Consider the following 18870-nt stretch of genomic DNA (forward strand, 5'->3'; position numbering starts at 1 on the left):
GGTGATACGGTAACGGTGTCGAAAACAAAAACCAAATAACCGAATGATGAGGTGTGAGAACATGCAGGAATTAAAACCAATCAAAGAAGGTAAAGTACGTGAGATCTATGACAATGGCGACAGTCTGATCATGGTTGCAACAGACCGTATCAGCTGCTTTGACGTAATTCTGAATAATGAAGTTACAAAGAAAGGTGCTGTACTGACCCAGATGTCCAAATTCTGGTTTGACATGACTGAGGACATTCTTCCAAACCACATGATTTCTGTAGATACCAAGGATATGCCGGAGTTTTTCCAGCAGGAGAAATTTGAAGGAAAATCCATGATGTGCCGTAAGCTGAACATGCTGCCGATCGAGTGTATCGTACGTGGATACATCACAGGAAGCGGCTGGGCAAGCTACAAGGAGAACGGTACTGTATGCGGCATCAAGCTTCCGGAAGGTCTGAAAGAATCCGACAAGCTGCCTGAGCCGATCTACACACCATCTACCAAGGCTGAGATCGGTGATCACGATGAGAATATTTCTTTTGAGCAGAGTATCGATCATCTTGAGAAATACTTCCCTGGAAAAGGACGCGAGTACGCAGAAAAACTTCGTGACAACACCATCGCTCTTTACAAAAAATGTGCAGAGTATGCACTCAGCAAGGGAATCATCATTGCAGATACAAAATTCGAGTTTGGTCTTGATGAGGACGGCAACATGGTCATCGGTGATGAGATGCTGACACCGGACAGCTCCCGTTTCTGGCCGGCAGAAGGCTATGAACCAGGACATGGCCAGCCATCTTTTGACAAACAGTTTGCACGTGACTGGCTGAAAGCCAATCCGGACAATGACTGGACACTTCCGCAGGAGATCGTGGACAAGACCATCGAGAAATATCTCCAGGCATACAAAATGCTCACAGGCAAAGAACTGGACTGAAAATAACAGCAGCTCTGAAATAGAATATACCTTACAAGCCGCTTCGGATGCCCATTCCGAGGCGGCTTCTTTCTGTATAAAACAGGACAAAAACAAAACGGTTGCAAGAAAACGGAGGGATATTTATAATAAATACAGAAACCAGATGATCCTGACAGATTTAAAGGAGTGTGATTATGAGCAGGAAAAACAAGGTGAAAAAGAAAAAAACAGTTGGAGATCATATTCTGACGATCGTTCTGATCGTGGCAATCTGTATTTTCTGTTATGCAGCTTTTAACCTTTATCATATTTATACAGAATATAAAAAAGGAACCGATGAATATAACAGCATTTCCGAAATGGCAGTGACAGAACGTGATCCGGACCAGGTGGAAGAGATAGATCAGCCGGATGAACAGCCTGTAGCACCTGTGAGCATTGATTTTGATTCTCTCAGGAGTATCAATGAGGATGTGATCGGCTGGATCTATATGGAAGCATTGCCTGAGATCAGTTATCCGGTGGTACAGGGAGAGGATAATAATTTTTATCTGCACCAGACATATGAGAAAAATTATAATTTTGCGGGAACGATCTTTATTGATTATGAGAACAAAAGAGATTTCAGCGATTGTAATACCCTGGTGTACGGACACAACATGAAGAATGGTTCCATGTTTGGAATGCTGAAAAAGTACAGAGCGGATGAGACGCTTTATAATACCAGCAAATATTTCTGGATCCTCACACCGGAAAAAGATTACCGGTATGAGATCATTGCAGCGTATACGACTTCTGTAAACAGCGATACGTATACCTTATTTAAAGGACCTGGCAAAGAGTTTCTGGAATATGAGAAAAAAATGTTCCAGAATTCGGAGATCAGAACAGATGCCACTGCAAGTGAAGCCAATGTGAAGGATAAGATCGTTACATTATCAACCTGTACCGGCAATCAGGCAACACGTTTTGTGGTACAGGGAAAAAGAGTGAATGCGGTGAACCCACAGTAGAGCTTTTGCGGATAAGTTTGGGAGGAAATGATATGGGAAATGAGATAGAAAAATTACAAAAGATCATTGATGAGAGCAGAAATATTGTATTTTTCGGCGGCGCAGGTGTTTCAACAGAAAGCGGGATCCCGGATTTTCGAAGCCAGGACGGACTGTATAACCAGAAATATGATTACCCGCCGGAGACGATCTTAAGCCATACATTTTTTATGCGAAAACCTGAGGAATTCTTTAAATTTTACAGAGATAAGATGCTTTGTGATACTGCAAAACCGAATGCGGCACATCTTAAGCTGGCGGAGATGGAGCAAACAGGAAAGCTGAAGGCTGTGATCACTCAGAATATCGATAATCTTCACCAGATGGCAGGAAGTAAAAAGGTCCTGGAGCTCCACGGAAGCGTTTACCGAAATCATTGTATGAAATGCGGGAAATTCTATGATTTTAAATATATGAAGGAATCGAAAGGTGTTCCGCGGTGTAGCTGCGGCGGCATGATCAAGCCGGATGTGGTCCTTTATGAGGAAGGGCTGGATGACTATACGATCCAGGAATCAGTAAGAGTGATCTCGGAGGCGGAGGTGCTGATCATTGGGGGAACTTCTCTGGCGGTATATCCGGCAGCAGGCCTGATCGATTATTTCCGGGGAAATCATCTGGTGGTGATCAATAAGGCACCGACACCGAGGGATAAATATGCGGATCTTCTTATTAAAGAACCGATCGGGCAGGTGTTTTCTCAGATAAGAGTCTGAAAATATGGGAACCTGGGATGATCTGCAAATTAAAAATGAGGAGTATCAAATGGGATTAAATTATGAAGTTGGAGATATTGTCACACTGAAGAAGGCTCATCCCTGTGGCAGTAAAGAATGGGAAATCCTTCGCGTAGGAGCGGATTTCCGCCTGAAATGCAAGGGCTGCGGACATCAGATCATGGTGGCACGTAAGCTGGTTGAGAAAAATACACGAGATTTGAAAAAAATTGAAAAAAATTAAATTTATGCTTTACATCACGGGAGAGATGTGCTAGAATCAACAATCGTGATATATTTCATATCCTTGCTCTTTGACAGGCAAAGGGCCAAAAGACCATAAGGAGGTTAAGACAAGCATGAACAAGTACGAGTTAGCATTAGTTGTGAGCGCTAAGCTTGAGGACGAAGCACGTGACGCTGTAGTTGAGAAAGCAAAAGGCTACATCACACGTTACAACGGCGTGATCACAGAAGTTGAAGAATGGGGTAAGAAGAAATTAGCTTACGAGATTCAGAAAATGCATGAAGGCTTCTACTATTTTATTCAGTTTGAAGCAGATTCTCAGTGCCCGGCGGAGATCGAGAGACATGTCCGCATCATGGACAATGTATTAAGATACCTGGTTGTCAAGAAAGAGGCATAATTTTTGCAGCGGATTTTTGAAAACACCATTAAGAACCTGTTCAGTTAAGTGAAATCATAAGAGAGGTAGAACGATGAACAAAGTAATATTAATGGGACGCTTGACAAGAGATCCTGAGGTAAGATATTCCGCAGGAGAAAATGCCCTGGCAATCGCCAGATATACACTGGCAGTTGATCGCAGATTCCGTCGTGACGGAGAGGCAAGTGCTGATTTTATCAGCTGTGTTTCTTTCGGACGTACAGCAGAATTTGCAGAAAAGTATTTCAGACAGGGACTGAAAATTGCAGTTACGGGACGTATCCAGACAGGAAGCTATACGAACCGTGAAGGACAGAAGGTTTATACGACAGAGGTTGTTGTTGAGGATCAGGAATTTGCTGAGAGCAAAGCATCAAGCGACAGCTATGCAGCAGCTCATCCGAGAACAGAGGCAGCACCTGCAACGTCTATGCCGAGTCCGAGCGCAGCAAGCGCCGACGGCTTCATGAACATTCCAGATGGAATTGATGAGGAGCTGCCGTTCAATTAGAACATCTGATCAAGACAGATGAGACGAATAAGATAGGAGGAAACAATCATGGCTTACAATAGAGGCGAGAGACCAGATTCTCCGATGAAGAGAAGAGGCGGACGCAGAAGAAAAAAAGTTTGTGTATTCTGCGGTAAAGAGAATAACGAGATCGATTACAAGGATGTAGCAAAGTTAAGAAAGTATGTTTCCGAGAGAGGTAAAATTCTCCCGAGAAGAATTACAGGTAACTGTGCGAAACATCAGAGAGCACTGACAGTTGCTGTTAAGAGAGCACGTCATATGTCCCTGATGCCATACGTTCAGGACTAATTCTGATCTTATACGGGGTCGTTGCGAAACAGATGAGCAGTCATCTGGAGGCAGCGGCCCTGTTTTTTTATGAGCAAAACAGATTTTATCATTGCTATGGAATTATAATAAGGAATCTGGTATAATGTTAAATAACTTGTGGGTTAAATTACATTAAGAACAGGAAAAAGCAATGAACAACAAAGTTAAATTCAAGGGGCCTATGAAACACTTCATGCGCTGGCCGCTGTACCTTTCGGTCCTGGTCGTGCTGCTGGACCTGCTGGTGTTTATTGTAAGTGTAAAGGCCGGAATTCTGGTGTCTGTAGGTACTGTGATCTATATTTTTATCGCAGTACAGCTTTTTCGATATCACAAACCGCTGATCATCAATGATATGATCGCATTTGCCAATCAGTATGATGTGGTAGAAAAGCGGATGCTGGAAGAACTGGCGCTTCCTTATGCCATTATGGATATGGAAGGCCGCATGATCTGGTCCAACCGTATTTTTTCAGAGATCACGGGGAGAGATCAGTTTTATAAAAAAAATATCAGCACAGTTTTCCCGGATATTACTCCGGACAAGCTTCCTGTAGCCGATGAACCGGAAATTTCTGAGATGAGTATACATTTCGGGGATCGGATCTATCGGGTTTCCATGCAGCGGGTGACTATGGGCGAAGTAGTCAGCCATGCGGATATTCTGGAGAATATGTCCCAGAATGTCAGTCTGATCGCCATGTATCTTTATGATGAAACAGAGCTTAAGGAATACATCCAGAAAAATGAGGATAACAAGCTTGTTGTAGCACTGGCTTATCTGGATAATTATGAAGAAGCACTGGAGAGCGTGGAGGATGTGAGAAGATCTCTGCTTATCGCACTGATCGACCGAAAGATCACCAAGTATTTTTCCAACTTTGACGGCCTTGTGAAGAAACTGGAGAAAGATAAATATCTTCTGATCATGCGCCAGAGTTCACTGGAAACACTGAAGGAACAGCGTTTTCATATCCTAGATGAGGTTAAGACCGTTAACATCGGAAATGAAATGGCTGTGACATTAAGTATCGGAATCGGTCTGAATGCTTCTACGTATATCCAGAATTACGAATATGCCAGAATTGCCATTGAGATGGCACTGGGCCGTGGCGGTGATCAGGTAGTGATCAAAAATGAAAATAATATTACCTACATTGGCGGCAAGGCACAGCAGATGGAGAAATCAACCCGAGTGAAGGCACGAGTGAAGGCTCAGGCTCTGAAGGAATTTATGAGCACCAAGGATCGAGTGGTGGTTATGGGACACAAGATCACAGATGTGGATGCTCTGGGAGCTGGGATCGGTATTTACCGTGCCGGTAAGACTCTTGGTAAGCCGGTGCATATTGTGATCAATGATCCGACCACATCCATTCGGCCGCTGATGAGTGGATTTATGGAGAATCCAGATTATGAGCCGTCCATGTTTGTGGACAGTGATCAGGCCAAAGAACTGGTGGATAACAATACGGTAGTAATTGTGGTGGATACCAACAAGCCAAGCTATACCGAATGCCAGGATCTTCTCTATATGACAAAGACCATTGTGGTATTGGATCATCACCGCCGCGGCAGCGAGGTGATCCAGAATGCAGTTCTGTCCTATGTGGAGCCATATGCATCCTCAAGCTGCGAGATGATCGCAGAGATCCTGCAGTATTTTGCAGATGGGCTGAAGCTTCGCAGTATTGAGGCGGACTGTATTTATGCGGGTATCATGATCGATACCAACAACTTTACAACAAGAGCGGGTGTGCGTACCTTTGAGGCAGCAGCATTCCTGCGCAGATGCGGAGCAGATGTGACACGTGTACGTAAGATGCTCCGGGATAATATTGATTCTTATAAGGCGAGAGCGGAGGCAGTTCGTACTGCGGAGATCTACAGAGATTATTTTGCCATTGCAAGATGTCCGAGTGAAGGTCTGGAAAGTCCTACCGTTGTAGGAGCACAGGCGGCCAATGAGCTGCTCAATATCGCAGGAGTCAAGGCATCTTTTGTTCTTACCAGCTATAATAATGAGGTTTACATCAGTGCCAGAGCCATTGATGAAGTGAATGTACAGGTCATGATGGAACGGATGGGCGGCGGCGGACATTTGAATATTGCCGGTGCACAGGTGAAAGACACCATGGATGAGACCGAAAGAATGCTGAAAGAAATTATAGACCAGTTATATCAGGAAGGGGACAAATAGAAATGAAAGTAATTCTTCTGGAAGATGTTAAATCCCTGGGTAAAAAGGGACAGATCGTAAATGTAAGTGACGGATATGCAAGAAACATGATCCTGCCAAAAAAGCTTGGTGTTGAAGCTACATCCAAGAATCTCAATGACCTGAAACTCCGTAAGGCAAATGAAGAAAAGGTTGCACAGGAAAACCTGGACGCTGCCAAGGCATTTGCAGAGGAGCTTTCCACAAAGGAGGTTATCCTTACTCTGAAGGTAGGTGAAGGCGGAAGAACATTCGGTTCTGTATCCTCAAAAGAAATCTCAGAGGCAGCCAAAAAACAGCTGAATCTTGATATCGATAAGAAAAAGCTCCAGCTGGAGAATCCGATCCGTAACCTGGGTGTTACCAATGTTCCGGTACGACTTCATCCGAAGGTAACCGGAAGTCTCAAAGTCTGGGTAAAAGAGGCGTAATCAATGGAAGAAGCACTGATCAAGAGGATTCTGCCTCACAGTATTGAGGCAGAGCAGTCAGTGATCGGATCCATGATCCTGGATCGTGATGCGATCCTGGTGGCTTCCGAGATCCTGACCAGTGATGATTTTTATCAAAAACAATATGGTATCATTTTTGATGCCATGGTGGAGCTCTGTAATGAAGGACAGCCGGTAGATCTGATCACTCTGCAGAATCGTCTCAAGGAGAAAGAGCTTCCGCCGGACATCAGCAGTATGGAATATGTCCGTGATCTGATCGCAGCAGTTCCTACATCAGCCAATGTGAAATACTATGCCAATATCGTAAGCGAAAAGGCAGTTCTCCGTCGGCTGATACGGACTACGGAAGAAGTTGCCAATGCCTGTTATCTGGAAAAGGACAGTACGGAAACCATACTTGAGGAATCCGAGAAAAAGTTGTTTAATATTTTGCAGAGAACAAATGGCAGCGATTATGTGCCGATCCAGCAGGTTGTGTTGAATGCAGTCAGCAATATTGAGAAGGCTTCCAAGCTGAAGGGCTCCGTTACCGGGATCCCGACCGGATTTGTGGATCTGGATTATAAGACTTCCGGTATGCACGCGTCCGATCTTGTACTGATCGCAGCTCGACCTTCCATGGGAAAAACTGCCTTTGTATTGAATATTGCCCAGTATATGGCGTTTCGTAAAGATGTGACCGTGGCTATTTTCAGTCTGGAGATGTCCAAGGAGCAGCTGGTAAACCGTCTTCTTGCTATGGAATCTCACGTGGATTCCCAGAATCTCCGTACCGGAAATCTGAAAGATGAGGACTGGACGAAGCTGGTAGAAGGAGCGGATATTATCGGTGGCTCCAATCTTATTATTGATGATACACCTGGAATCTCCATTGCGGAGCTTCGTTCCAAATGCAGAAAATATAAGCTTGAGCATAATCTGGGGATCATCATGATCGATTATCTTCAGCTGATGAGCGGAAGTGGAAAATCGGATTCCAGACAGCAGGAAATTTCAGATATTTCACGATCGCTGAAAGCGTTGGCAAGAGAGATCGATGTACCGGTAATTGCGTTATCACAGCTTAGCCGTGCAGTGGAACAGAGACCGGATCACAGGCCGATGCTTTCGGATCTTCGAGAGTCCGGAGCTATTGAGCAGGATGCGGATGTGGTCATGTTTATCTATCGAGATGATTATTATCACAAAGATACCGAGAAGAAAGACATTGCGGAAATTATCATAGCCAAGCAGAGAAACGGTCCGATCGGAACTGTGGAGCTGGTATGGCTGCCGAGATATACCCAGTTTGTAAATATGAAAAAATAGAGCCGTGCAGACGGTAAATGAAAGGCTGTCAGGATGAAAGCTTATAGTTATCCTGATGGCCTTTTGTATTTTTGTCTGTGTGATCGTGGAGTTCGGGATGCTATGGATATAGGCAAAGAGTCATATTTGGTAAAATTATGTCAACCGATTATTCTTGCTATTTCCTGATCTCAGGGGTTATACTGTAGACAGCAGCAGTGAATCTCTATATAAGGGGGCGTTCACAATGGAAAAAAGATATACAGTCAGACAGGCCGTAACACTGACCGGAGTGAAATCTTATGTCCTGCGTTACTGGGAGGAAGAACTGGAGCTTCGGATCGGACGCAATGAACTGGGACATCGCTATTATACACCGTTTGATATCCAGCTTTTTCTTAAAATAAATGAGCTGAAAAGTAAAGGACTTCAGTTGAAAGCAATCCGTACACTGATCCCACCGGAGGCAAGAAAGGCAGATACACCGGATTTTTCAGAATCTGGTATCAGGATCCTGGATGGAGAAGCTGTTGAGCTTGAAGATATCCCAATGAAAAAAACGGGATCTGAAAAGGAGTTCATGGAAAAAACGGAATCCGGGAATACAGAGAAGTGCGGAGCAGATAACGATAAGATACTGGAGTTTCAGGAAATCATGGAACGCCTGATCCGTGAGGAAATGCAGAGAAAGAAAGAAGGAGAGTACCGGTGTCGTTCTCTGGATGAAGCAATCCGCAGGCAGCAGCAGGCAAGAAGAGAAGCGGCAGCTTCCTGTGAGGGAAAAAAGAATAAAAAAAACAGAAAAGGCTGCCGGTAAACCGGCAGCCTCACTCATTATAGCAGCTTATCAAGCTAATGATGCATTACTCAGCAGAGATAGCACCAACTGGACAGGCCTCAGCGCATGTTCCGCAGTCAACACAAGCGTCTGCGTCGATTACATAATGCTCGTCTCCCTGAGAAATAGCCTCGTTCGGGCACTCACCCTCACATGTTCCACAGCTAACGCACTCGTCAGAAATTACATATGCCATAATTGATATCCTCCTTTTAAATTGTGTATTGTATGTATCCCCTACCAGGGATTCTATTCCCATTCTAATATATCTGCATAAAGAATACAAGTATAAATTTATAAACAAAACTGAAAATTCGTAACCCGTTGATTCCATTCCGGATTCGTATTATAATAGCAGAACGGAATGAAATATTTCGATAAAACAGTAAAGGAGAATACAATCATGGCAAAAGTTACAAAGAGCATGCTGATCGGAGAACTGCTCACTGTAGACCCGAATATCGCACCGATCCTGATGAGAGCAGGAATGCATTGTCTTGGCTGCCCGTCTTCACAGATGGAATCTCTGGAAGAAGCAGCAATGGTCCATGGCCTGGACGCAGATGTCCTCGTAGCTCAGATCAATGATTTTCTTGGTGAGTAATAAACAGAAGCTTTTTTGCTGAAACAAAAGGACCGCTGTCGGGAAATGCAGATCATATGGATCGCATTCCGACAGCGGTTTGTTTGTCTGTAGGATATTTGGTTTGTCAGATATTCAGAAGCTTCTGAAGTGCATGATCAGCAATCAGTGCACAGTGCTCTCTGAGGTAGGCTTCACCGGCTGGTGTGAATGCACGGCCGATGCCATACTCGGAAAGGATATTGCAGACCTTGTTAAATTCTTCAGGTGTACAGTCTGACTGATGAAGTACCAGCTGATAGACACCGTCTTCTCCTTCACGATAGAGAGTATTATCACCGGTAAAGAAACCATTCATACCATGAGATGCGGCAATAACATCATCCAGCCCCGGGAAAGAGTACAGGCGTATAAGCTTTACAGAACTCTCAGCCGGCTGCTGTGATGCATCCGGAGTTTCTGTTGCCTGAGAGGCGGAAGTTTCCGCCCTTTTTTCTTCCGGTTTCTGTGAAAGATCCTTAAGCTTGGATTCACAGAGCTTCTGGAAGATATCGATGATATTGTCAGCGCCATCGATCTCTACGGTATCGGAAGGTTTGTTGCCCTTGAAGGGTGCAAATTTGGAAAAACGTGTATCCAGTTCTTCAGGATCTTCCACTTTAGTGATAATGAGGATAATACTTTCGGCATTGACAGGAATAGCCTCGATCATCAGAGGAATATTATCTGCTTCAAAACCAAATTGTATCTGTGCCTGCTGCATCATATCACGAAAGAGACGTTTGGCTTTTTCGGTACCGTATGCAAGTTCGCTGATACGGATCTGATGACTGTCCAGATCTTCTTTCGTCAGGGTACAGCGGATCTGATTTTCATTGATTTTTTCTATTTTCATATGATCACATCCTATAGGTAAATAAATTTAATCTTTTACATACTGTATTATATAACAGTTATACACAAGATGTAAAGATGTAGAAACCGGAGAAAAAAGAAAATTTCTGATTCTTTTATAAAAGACTTGCATCTGAAGGGAAATCAGGTATAATGAAAAGCAGAAAAGCTGTCTCCTCCCGGAAGCAAGAAGACAGTAACGATAACTTAAAGTCATATTTTTCTGAAGATAAGGATTCTGTGTGAAATTCATCGGCGAGTCTGTCGGTACACAGAGAAATTCCCCCCATTTTATTATTTATATTTTATTACAAGTATCATCCTAACAGGGAAGTTGCAGCTTTTCGAGAACCATTGCTGGTGTTTTCTGAAAATCTAACCAGGAAAGGAGGTCGGGATACGCCAAATATATCACAGGAAAAAAAGAAATCCGCAAAACCCCTTCGAAGGGAGCTGGAGCTTTATCGTGAGAACGGAGTTTCTCTTTATCTCGATGGAGCACCAAGCACTCCGAAAAAAATCGCAAAAGCCTGTCAGATTGCGGAAAACGGGGTCTATATGCGGGATTATACGGAAGATGAAGACGGCCATATCGCCTGTGTAAGCTTTGATCTTATTCGCAAAGAATGACCGTACATAAGAAAAAACGGTTCCCCGGATAACGATCATCCCCTGCACTCATGCATACCATACGGGGAACCGAAATTCTAAAGAAATTGTGAAAAATTATTAAAAGTCGATTTTTATAACGAAATGTAGACAAGATATGTTATAATGAAACAAATTATGACATTTTATACCGAAAGGAAAAAAACATGATAAAAAAACACATACCGGTCCTTGTGGTAGGTCTGCTGATCGTTCTGGTCGCTCTTGCCGGAGGGGCTGTTTACGGGATCAATAAGCTTATACCAAGCAGGAAACAGATGGATCTGACAGAATACTATGGCCAGAATGCAGACGGTGAGGCTGCGTTGATACTTGGAACTGAGAAACTGGAAGAGAAGGCACTTATTTCAGGAGAAGATGTATATCTTCCGCTGGATGTAGTGAACGGATATTTGAATCAGAGATATTACTGGGATAGCGAAAACAAGAAGATACTGTATGCAACACCATCCAGTCTCACAGAGGAACCGGCTTCAGATAAGGCAGACGGAAACGTGTGGCTGAAGGATGACACGGTTTATCTGAAACTGGATTATGTAAAAAAGTATACAGATATCGATTCTTATATAGAGCAGGATCCTGCAAGGGTTGCGATACAGTACAAATTTACCAATGTGGAGACCGTGACCACGAAGAAAGATACCGTGATCCGTTACCGGGGCGGGATCAAGGCGCCGATCCTTTCCAAACTGGCGAAGAATACAGTTCTCCGGCTGATGAATGAAGGAGAGGACTGGGATCAGGTGGCAACCGATGACGGTTACATCGGTTATATTCAGAAGAAAAAAGTAAGTGCTGTGGATACAACGGATTATGAAAGGAATTTTAAAACAGAGTCCTATACATATCTTACCATGGATGAGCCGGTGAACCTGGCATGGCACCAGGTTACCAGCACAGATGCAAACAGCTATTTCGCAGATGCGGTACAGAATATGACAGGCGTGAATGTGATCTCTCCAACCTGGTTTTCTGTAACAGATAACTCCGGAAATATTTCAAGTCTTGCATCTGGGGAGTATGTGATGCAGGCACATGAAAAAGGACTGAAGGTATGGGGACTGGTGGATAATTTTAATGAGAACATGAGTACCACAGAAGTTCTTTCAAAAACCAGTTCAAGGCAGAATCTGGAGAATCAGCTGATCACTTATGCACTGAAAGCAGGACTGGATGGAATCAATGTTGATTTTGAATCTTTGAGCGAAGGAGTAGGAATCCATTTCCTTCAGTTTTTAAGAGAGCTTTCTATCCAGTGTCACGCCAATAATTTGGTACTGTCTGTAGATAATCCGGTTCCGGAAGATTTTACCAGTCATTATGACCGTGCGGAGCAGGGCAAGGTTGTGGATTATGTGATCATTATGGGCTATGATGAACATTACGTAGGCTCCGATGCCGGTTCTGTGGCATCTCTGCCATGGGTAGAACAGGGGGTTAAGGATACGCTTTCAGAAGTAGCGGCTCAACGGACGATCCTTGCGATTCCGTTCTACACAAGGCTCTGGAAGACTACAGATGGCGGTGCACTGACAAGTGAGGCCATCGGTATGGATCAGGCACAGCAGACGATCAGTGATAACGGAGCAGAAACATACTGGGACAAGAAGACAAGTCAGAATTATGGAACCTATGAAGGGGACGGTGCCACATACCAGATCTGGCTGGAGGACTCTAAGTCTATTGCGGAAAAGGTTAAACTGATCAAAAAATACAAACTGGCAGGTGTGGCAGAGTGGAAACTTGGATTCGAGAACAGCGGGATCTGGAGCGTGATCACAGAAAACCTGTCATAAACAGAAGAAAACATTGTGATCTTCACAATGCTAAAAACACTCCCGGCAACATATATTAAAATAAATATGCCGGGGGTGTTTTGTGTTGAAAAAACATTTCATAGAATTGGCAATGGCAGTTCTTATGCTGGTCTGTTTTTATATTCTGTCATGGGAAGCGGCAGAAACTGCAGGCAGACTTATAGATGTATCTGGAAATATAAAAGCAGATCAGGTGATCCTGGTGGATGCCGGTCATGGCGGTGTGGATTCCGGAATGGTGGGAATCGGTGGACTGAAGGAAAAAGGAATCAATCTGGATATTGCCATGAAGCTAAAAACGATCCTGGAAAAAAAAGGCCTTGCCGTAGTAATGACCCGGGAAGAAGATAAAGGTCTTTATGAAAATGGTACAAAAAATATGAAAGCACAGGATCTGCAGAATCGTATTGAACAGATCCAGAAATATGAACCGGTGCTTTCTGTGAGTATCCACCAGAACAGCTACAGTGATCCCGGAGTAAAAGGTCCGCAGGTATTTTATTATGAGGATTCGGAAGGCGGAAAAGAACTGGCACTTGCGATCCAGGAAAACATGAACCGGAAGCTTTCCATTGCACGGCCGCGGGTGGCAAAAGGAAACAGAACCTATTATCTTCTGAAGAGAAGTCCGGGTGTGATCAATATCGTAGAATGTGGATTTCTTACAAATCCGGAGGAAGCCGCCCTGCTTCAGACAGAGAAGTATCAGAGAAAGGTAGCAGAGGCTGTGGCTGATGGAATCGTTACATATCTGAAAAAACAGAAGGAAAACGAAAATAATTGAAAAAAATGTGAATAGCCTTTTCATAGGAAGGTGATTCTGCTATACTTTACGTGAATTAAGGAGAATCCTATGCTTGGAATCATTTATCTTATATTATGTATGTTAACAGGAATGGAAATGGCAGGATGTCTGTTTCCGCGTCAAACAACTGAAAGAGGAAACAGGATATGGGTGGTCCTGCCGGCAGCGTTTGGGATGGGAATCCTGATGCTGACCTGGGCAGTCTATATTCTTTCCTGGATGTTCAGCATATGCGCGGGGGCAGAGCATCCTCTTTTTTATGGAAATCTGATCGTATTTCTGGTAGATATCCTGCTGCTTTCGGGAATCTTCCGGTGGAAAAAGAAAAAACAGCAAAAAATGTTTGTGATATCCGAACGGATGATCAGCAGAAAATGGATCCTGAAAAAAGAGGTTCTGCTTTTTGGCATTTTGACGGTTTTTGTGACCTGGATGATGTTTTACGTTTTCCATATGAAAGACGGCATTCTGTACTCCGGCTTTTCGGTATACGGAGATTATGCACCCCACACGGCAATGATGCGATCTTTTTCACGGGGAAATAATTTTCCTACCCATTATCCGCATTATGGCGGGCAGGATGTGAAATATCATTTTATGTTCCAGTTCCTTGTGGGAAATCTGGAGTATCTGGGCCTTCGTCTTGATCTGGGATATAATCTGGTAAGCATCCTGTCTCTGGCGGGATTTCTTATGGTGCTTTACGGGATCAGCTACCGGATGTTCAAAAGCTTCTGGGCAGGGGCAGCTGCCATTGTTTTCTTTTTTTTCCGCAGCGGAACAGCGTTCTGGCGTTATCTGTGGGAACATCTTCAGGCGGGGGACCTTGTACGTACTCTGGAAGAAAATACGGCGTTTATCGGTTATACTACCAATGAAAACTGGGGATTATGGAATTTCAATGTATATCTGAACCAGCGTCATCTGGCTTTCGGCCTTCTGATGGCAGCTGTAGCGGTATGGACCTTTATGGATTGGGTGGAAGCCGGATGCAGTCACAAGGAGCAGGGATTTTTGTGGGTCCGTAACCGTTTTTTTACAAAAAAAGCCTGGATCTGCAGAAATGTGGATACGGCGATCCTTCTGGGGCTGTTTCTGGGATTAACTGCCTTCTGGAACGGGGCTGCGCTGATCGGCGGCCTTCTGATCCTTGCCGGACTGGCAGTGTTTTCTGACGGTAAACTGGATTATGTGATCTGTGCCGGACTGGCGGTGCTTTTTTCGGAACTGCAGTCGAAGATCTTTGTGTCGGGAAGTGTTATGAGTCCATCCTTTTATTGGGGCTTTCTGGCAGATAATAAAAGCATTTCCGGTGTACTCTGGTATCTGGTGGAGATCAGTGGATTTTTCTTTGTGGGAATGATCGTGGCAGCAGTATTTCTGAAGAGAGGTCAGCGGGCAGTGCTGATGGGCTGTTTGCTTCCAATGGCATTTGCATTTCTGGTATCTCTGACTCCGGACATCAATGTCAATCATAAATATGTGATGATTTCCTATGCCTTTGTGACAGTTTTCTGGGGATGGATCGTAAGATGTGTTTTCCTTGCAGGGAAAAACAGCTGGAAGAAATGGGCGGGTCGCGCAGCGGCAGCGGTCCTTTGTATCTGTCTTAGTGCAACGGGGATCTATGATTACGTGATCATCTTAAGAGACAACGATTCTGCACACAGGATGACTGTAAATATGGAAAGCAGCCTGACGGACTGGCTCAGTGCAAATCTTAAGAAAAATGATCTTCTGCTGACACCGGAATATACCATGAACGAGGTCACCATGTCCGGTGCCATGCTGTATTGCGGATGGCCTTATTATGCATGGTCTGCAGGGTACGATACGGGCTATCGTGCCGGCCAGGCAGTGCTCATATATACCACGGATGATCCGGAGCTACTGAAAGCTGCCGTAAAACAGGAAAAGATCACATATATCCTGTTTGAGGAGGATATGGAATTTGAACAGCAGGAATGTCGTGAGGATATCATCAGGGAGACATATCCACTGGTGTATACCTCAGAGGATGGGAGAATAAGAATCTATGAAACATGACAGCTTATATATCATTATGCCGGCATATAATGAAGAAAAAAATATCGGGACCGTGATCGAGCAATGGTATCCGGTAGTGGAGAGGATCGGCGGGGACAGCCGCCTGGTGATCCTGAATGATGGCAGCAAAGATGCTACCTACAAAAAAATACAGAATTATCAGAAAAATTATGACCGTCTTATAGGAATCGATAAACCGAATGAAGGACATGGAGGAACAATACTCAGGGGATATCGTTACGCAGTAGAAAAGGGTGCCGATTATATTTTTCAGACGGATTCAGACGGCCAGACACTTCCGGAGGAATTCTGGCAGTTTTGGGAAAAACGTCAAAAGTGTGGGCTTCTTATCGGCTACCGGCAGAAAAGAGAGGACGGGCTTTCCAGGGTTTTTGTGACAAGAGTATTGCGACTTGTGCTTTTCCTTATTTTTGGAACCTGGGTAAAAGATGCAAATACGCCATATCGGCTGATGGATGGAAAACAGCTCGCCAAAGTACTGAAGCGTATCCCAAGCGGATTTTTCCTTTCCAATGTGCTGATGACCGTGATCTATGAAAAACATCATCTTTATGTGGAATATATCCCCATCACATTCCGACCGAGACAGGCCGGAAAAAACTCTATCAACATGAAACGGATCATAAAGATCGGAAGACAGGCATTTGCGGACTTTATCCGTCTGCGGGGCAGAATCTGATACAGGAGGGACAGAAGGATGAAAAAAAAGATCAGAGAATTATTTCCGGAGCTGACTGCAGCAGTGCTCCTGACAGTACTTTCTGCGTATCTCCTGGGAGGAGATGTATGGACATTCTGGACCTGGTGGCTGCTTGCGCTGTTTATGGGAATGGTGGCAATGCCGGTCACAGGAAGGCTTTTTGGTGGTTTTGAAGACCGGGGCTGGCTTTTTTCAAAGGTACTTGCCATTGCGGTTACCGGATTTCTCACCTGGCTTCTGGTAGCGGTGGAAATCCTTCCTTTTACAGCAGCAGTGTGTGTAGGAGTATCTGTGGCTGTTGGCATTTTATGTGCTGTACTTTTTCATGTTCAGCTGAAGCATGGCATTGAATGTTATCCGTCAGGAAAGATGCAGCTGATCTTTCGGGAGGAGCTTCTGTTTTTTGGGATCTTTCTGCTGTGGACTTATCTGGCAGGATTCCGGCCACAGGCATATGGAACAGAGAAATTTATGGATTATGGCTTCATGGAGGCCATGATGCGGAGCAAAACTCTTCCTGCACGTGATCTCTGGTATTCACAGGGAACCATCAATTATTACTATGGCGGGCAGTATTTTGCAGTGTTTCTTACGAAGCTTACAGGAAGCAGAGTGGAAGTGACTTATAATCTGATGCGTACCTTTGTGGTAGCGTTTGCCTTTGTGTATCCGTTTTCCCTGGTCCATCAGATGACGAAGGACAGGCTGTATGGACGACTGGATGGAAAGAAGAAATATATTCCTTCACTGGCAGGAGTTACTGCAGGTATTGCAGTATCTATCGCGGGAAATGTACATTATATCGTCTACCGTTGTGTACTGCCGCTGATCCGGAAGATACAGGGAGTGGCAGAAACAGCCAGCTACTGGTTCCCGGATGCAACTCGTTACATAGGGTATAATCCGGTGAATGACAGTGATAAGACCATACATGAATTTCCATGCTATTCGTTTGTCCTGGGGGATCTTCATGCCCATGTGGTAAATGTGATGTTTGTGACATTTCTGGTGGGAATGCTCTATGCATGGCTGAAAATGATCCGAAAAAGAGGGCCTGAGCCTGAAAAACAGGAACGCAGTGTTTTCTGGCTGAGACAGCTTCTGATGCCGCACATCCTTCTGGCGTCCGTTTTTCTTGGCATGTTCCAGTGGACCAATTACTGGGATTTTGTGATCTATTTTGTAGTGACCGGTGGAGTTGTCCTGATCGCAAATATCATACGATTTGAGGGAAAGATAATCAGGATCCTGGCAGTGACGATCGTACAGGCAGTGGAGATCATAGGTCTCTCTTATCTGGTGATCCTGCCCTTTACATTGAAATTTGATACGATGGTACAGGGGGTGGCACTGGCACAGCATCATTCACTGTGGTATCAGCTTCTGATCCTCTGGGGACTTCCGGTGCTCCTTACTGTTTTGCTGATCCTGTCTGTCATCACAGAAAAAATGAAGGGACTGAAGCATAAAAGTCTCTATAGGCTGCTGGAGGCGATCACAGTTCCGGATCTTTTTGCAGTGATCATGGGCTTATGTGCTATCGGACTGGTTTTGATCCCGGAGCTTGTATATGTGCGGGATATTTATGAAAATGGAAATGCCAGAGCCAATACTATGTTCAAGCTGACGTATCAGGCATATATACTTTTCGGAATGACAATGGGATATGGGATTTATCGTATGCTGGTGATATCCAGACAGAAGATCATCCGGATCCTTTCAGGTGTGGGGCTTTTTGTACTGCTCTGGACCGTGGGCTATTTCGGAAATGCCGTGCATTCCTGGTTTGGGGATGTCTGGAAGGTTTCGGAGTATCAAGGACTGGATGCAACTACATTTCTTGAGCAGGATTTTCCTCAGGATGCGTCGGCGATCCGCTGGCTGAAGCAGAATATCAAGGGCTCTCCTGTGGTGCTCGAGGCTAACGGGGACAGCTATACCGGATATGAGAGAGTTTCTGCATCTACGGGGCTTCCGACCGTACTGGGATGGTATGTGCATGAATGGCTCTGGAGAAATAATGTACCTGACCTCAATGAAAAAAGTGCGGACATCCAGACTATTTATACATCTACAGATGCAGAGACGGTAAAAAAACTGATCAGCCGTTATGATATTTCCTATATCTTTGTAGGAGGACAGGAAAAAGAAAAATACGGAACAGAGCTTAATGACCGTGTTCTTCAGAGTCTGGGAAGCATTGTCTTTGAAGATGATATGTCAGGAACCTACATTGTGAAAGTGGAGCAGGATTGACATTTTTTCCATAATAACGCTATAATGTAACTATTATGTAGCTATCTGTTAACGGATATGCTCAGCAGGAGATTTCTGCTGAGCA

20 protein-coding genes are annotated in these 18870 nt (G+C 44.4%); 18 read left to right on the plus strand and 2 right to left on the minus strand.

The window, feature by feature from the left end:
• Positions 1-61: 61 nt before the first annotated feature.
• From GPK58_RS03510 to GPK58_RS03560, 11 genes are all read left to right on the plus strand, one after another.
• Positions 62-934 (plus strand): phosphoribosylaminoimidazolesuccinocarboxamide synthase, encoded by an 873-nt coding sequence (locus GPK58_RS03510; protein WP_021977093.1) that lies wholly within the window; start codon positions 62-64, stop codon positions 932-934.
• A 176-nt stretch (positions 935-1110) separates the two neighbouring features.
• Positions 1111-1929, plus strand: a complete 819-nt coding sequence (gene srtB / locus GPK58_RS03515) for a class B sortase (protein ID WP_021651401.1) — start codon at positions 1111-1113, stop codon at positions 1927-1929.
• 32 nt (positions 1930-1961) lie between these two features.
• Positions 1962-2684, plus strand: a complete 723-nt coding sequence (locus tag GPK58_RS03520) for an NAD-dependent protein deacylase (protein ID WP_110103217.1) — start codon at positions 1962-1964, stop codon at positions 2682-2684.
• Positions 2685-2733: 49 nt separating this feature from the next.
• Positions 2734-2928: a DUF951 domain-containing protein gene (locus GPK58_RS03525; protein ID WP_022426426.1), complete on the plus strand. Its 195-nt coding sequence runs from the start codon at positions 2734-2736 to the stop codon at positions 2926-2928.
• 115 nt (positions 2929-3043) lie between these two features.
• Positions 3044-3331, plus strand: coding sequence for a 30S ribosomal protein S6 (gene rpsF, locus GPK58_RS03530; RefSeq protein ID WP_015527189.1), 288 nt, complete (start codon positions 3044-3046; stop codon positions 3329-3331).
• Positions 3332-3404: 73 nt separating this feature from the next.
• Positions 3405-3863 carry a single-stranded DNA-binding protein gene (locus GPK58_RS03535; RefSeq protein WP_015527188.1) on the plus strand — a complete coding sequence of 153 codons (459 nt, stop codon included), beginning with the start codon at positions 3405-3407 and terminating at the stop codon, positions 3861-3863.
• A gap of 48 nt (positions 3864-3911) precedes the next feature.
• Positions 3912-4175 (plus strand): 30S ribosomal protein S18, encoded by a 264-nt coding sequence (gene rpsR, locus GPK58_RS03540; RefSeq protein WP_021651398.1) that lies wholly within the window; start codon positions 3912-3914, stop codon positions 4173-4175.
• A gap of 172 nt (positions 4176-4347) precedes the next feature.
• Positions 4348-6396: a DHH family phosphoesterase gene (locus tag GPK58_RS03545; protein ID WP_215638218.1), complete on the plus strand. Its 2049-nt coding sequence runs from the start codon at positions 4348-4350 to the stop codon at positions 6394-6396.
• A gap of 2 nt (positions 6397-6398) precedes the next feature.
• Complete coding sequence (gene rplI / locus GPK58_RS03550; protein ID WP_015527184.1) at positions 6399-6845, plus strand: 50S ribosomal protein L9; 447 nt, start codon at positions 6399-6401, stop codon at positions 6843-6845.
• Between the two features lie 3 nt (positions 6846-6848).
• Positions 6849-8177, plus strand: a complete 1329-nt coding sequence (gene dnaB / locus GPK58_RS03555; RefSeq protein ID WP_015527183.1) for a replicative DNA helicase — start codon at positions 6849-6851, stop codon at positions 8175-8177.
• A gap of 226 nt (positions 8178-8403) precedes the next feature.
• Positions 8404-8973, plus strand: a complete 570-nt coding sequence (locus tag GPK58_RS03560) for a MerR family transcriptional regulator (RefSeq protein WP_022426424.1) — start codon at positions 8404-8406, stop codon at positions 8971-8973.
• 46 nt (positions 8974-9019) lie between these two features.
• Here the strand turns inward: GPK58_RS03560 and GPK58_RS03565 are convergent, their stop codons facing one another.
• Entirely contained in the window at positions 9020-9190 is a 171-nt protein-coding gene (locus tag GPK58_RS03565; protein WP_015527180.1) for a DUF362 domain-containing protein, read from the minus strand.
• A gap of 207 nt (positions 9191-9397) precedes the next feature.
• On the opposite strand from GPK58_RS03565, the gene GPK58_RS03570 reads away from it, so the two are divergent.
• Positions 9398-9598 (plus strand): DUF1858 domain-containing protein, encoded by a 201-nt coding sequence (locus GPK58_RS03570; protein ID WP_015527179.1) that lies wholly within the window; start codon positions 9398-9400, stop codon positions 9596-9598.
• Positions 9599-9704: 106 nt separating this feature from the next.
• Here the strand turns inward: GPK58_RS03570 and GPK58_RS03575 are convergent, their stop codons facing one another.
• Positions 9705-10472, minus strand: a complete 768-nt coding sequence (locus GPK58_RS03575) for an adaptor protein MecA (protein ID WP_021651393.1) — start codon at positions 10470-10472, stop codon at positions 9705-9707.
• A 359-nt stretch (positions 10473-10831) separates the two neighbouring features.
• Here GPK58_RS03575 and GPK58_RS03580 point away from each other — a divergent pair, with 359 nt between their 5' ends.
• From GPK58_RS03580 to GPK58_RS03605, 6 genes are all read left to right on the plus strand, one after another.
• Positions 10832-11101: a hypothetical protein gene (locus GPK58_RS03580; RefSeq protein ID WP_227573883.1), complete on the plus strand. Its 270-nt coding sequence runs from the start codon at positions 10832-10834 to the stop codon at positions 11099-11101.
• Between the two features lie 185 nt (positions 11102-11286).
• Positions 11287-12936: a glycosyl hydrolase family 18 protein gene (locus GPK58_RS03585; protein WP_215638219.1), complete on the plus strand. Its 1650-nt coding sequence runs from the start codon at positions 11287-11289 to the stop codon at positions 12934-12936.
• Positions 12937-13018: 82 nt separating this feature from the next.
• Positions 13019-13741, plus strand: a complete 723-nt coding sequence (locus tag GPK58_RS03590) for an N-acetylmuramoyl-L-alanine amidase (RefSeq protein ID WP_302690699.1) — start codon at positions 13019-13021, stop codon at positions 13739-13741.
• A gap of 69 nt (positions 13742-13810) precedes the next feature.
• A complete protein-coding gene (locus tag GPK58_RS03595) occupies positions 13811-15808 on the plus strand; it encodes a hypothetical protein (protein WP_173723233.1) in 1998 nt (665 codons plus the stop codon).
• On the plus strand, positions 15798-16508 hold the full coding sequence (locus GPK58_RS03600; RefSeq protein WP_021651388.1) for a glycosyltransferase family 2 protein: 711 nt from the start codon (positions 15798-15800) through the stop codon (positions 16506-16508). The genes GPK58_RS03595 and GPK58_RS03600 overlap by 11 nt, the downstream gene beginning before the upstream one ends.
• Positions 16509-16526: 18 nt before the next feature.
• Positions 16527-18785 (plus strand): DUF2298 domain-containing protein, encoded by a 2259-nt coding sequence (locus GPK58_RS03605; RefSeq protein WP_173723235.1) that lies wholly within the window; start codon positions 16527-16529, stop codon positions 18783-18785.
• The last annotated feature ends 85 nt before the right edge of the window (positions 18786-18870 follow it).

The sequence above is a fragment of the Blautia sp. MCC270 genome, assembly GCF_018785605.1.
GTDB classification, from domain to species: domain Bacteria; phylum Bacillota; class Clostridia; order Lachnospirales; family Lachnospiraceae; genus Blautia_A; species Blautia_A fusiformis.

Bases quoted from the DNA above. Each gene is read 5' to 3' on its own strand.
- GPK58_RS03510 (WP_021977093.1), top strand. From the start codon at position 62: ATGCAGGAATTAAAACCAATCAAAGAAGGTAAAGTACGTGAGATCTAT.
- srtB (WP_021651401.1), top strand. From the start codon at position 1,111: ATGAGCAGGAAAAACAAGGTGAAAAAGAAAAAAACAGTTGGAGATCAT.
- GPK58_RS03520 (WP_110103217.1), top strand. From the start codon at position 1,962: ATGGGAAATGAGATAGAAAAATTACAAAAGATCATTGATGAGAGCAGA.
- GPK58_RS03525 (WP_022426426.1), top strand. From the start codon at position 2,734: ATGGGATTAAATTATGAAGTTGGAGATATTGTCACACTGAAGAAGGCT.
- rpsF (WP_015527189.1), top strand. From the start codon at position 3,044: ATGAACAAGTACGAGTTAGCATTAGTTGTGAGCGCTAAGCTTGAGGAC.
- GPK58_RS03535 (WP_015527188.1), top strand. From the start codon at position 3,405: ATGAACAAAGTAATATTAATGGGACGCTTGACAAGAGATCCTGAGGTA.
- rpsR (WP_021651398.1), top strand. From the start codon at position 3,912: ATGGCTTACAATAGAGGCGAGAGACCAGATTCTCCGATGAAGAGAAGA.
- GPK58_RS03545 (WP_215638218.1), top strand. From the start codon at position 4,348: ATGAACAACAAAGTTAAATTCAAGGGGCCTATGAAACACTTCATGCGC.
- rplI (WP_015527184.1), top strand. From the start codon at position 6,399: ATGAAAGTAATTCTTCTGGAAGATGTTAAATCCCTGGGTAAAAAGGGA.
- dnaB (WP_015527183.1), top strand. From the start codon at position 6,849: ATGGAAGAAGCACTGATCAAGAGGATTCTGCCTCACAGTATTGAGGCA.
- GPK58_RS03560 (WP_022426424.1), top strand. From the start codon at position 8,404: ATGGAAAAAAGATATACAGTCAGACAGGCCGTAACACTGACCGGAGTG.
- GPK58_RS03565 (WP_015527180.1), bottom strand. From the start codon at position 9,190: ATGGCATATGTAATTTCTGACGAGTGCGTTAGCTGTGGAACATGTGAG.
- GPK58_RS03570 (WP_015527179.1), top strand. From the start codon at position 9,398: ATGGCAAAAGTTACAAAGAGCATGCTGATCGGAGAACTGCTCACTGTA.
- GPK58_RS03575 (WP_021651393.1), bottom strand. From the start codon at position 10,472: ATGAAAATAGAAAAAATCAATGAAAATCAGATCCGCTGTACCCTGACG.
- GPK58_RS03585 (WP_215638219.1), top strand. From the start codon at position 11,287: ATGATAAAAAAACACATACCGGTCCTTGTGGTAGGTCTGCTGATCGTT.
- GPK58_RS03595 (WP_173723233.1), top strand. From the start codon at position 13,811: ATGCTTGGAATCATTTATCTTATATTATGTATGTTAACAGGAATGGAA.
- GPK58_RS03600 (WP_021651388.1), top strand. From the start codon at position 15,798: ATGAAACATGACAGCTTATATATCATTATGCCGGCATATAATGAAGAA.
- GPK58_RS03605 (WP_173723235.1), top strand. From the start codon at position 16,527: ATGAAAAAAAAGATCAGAGAATTATTTCCGGAGCTGACTGCAGCAGTG.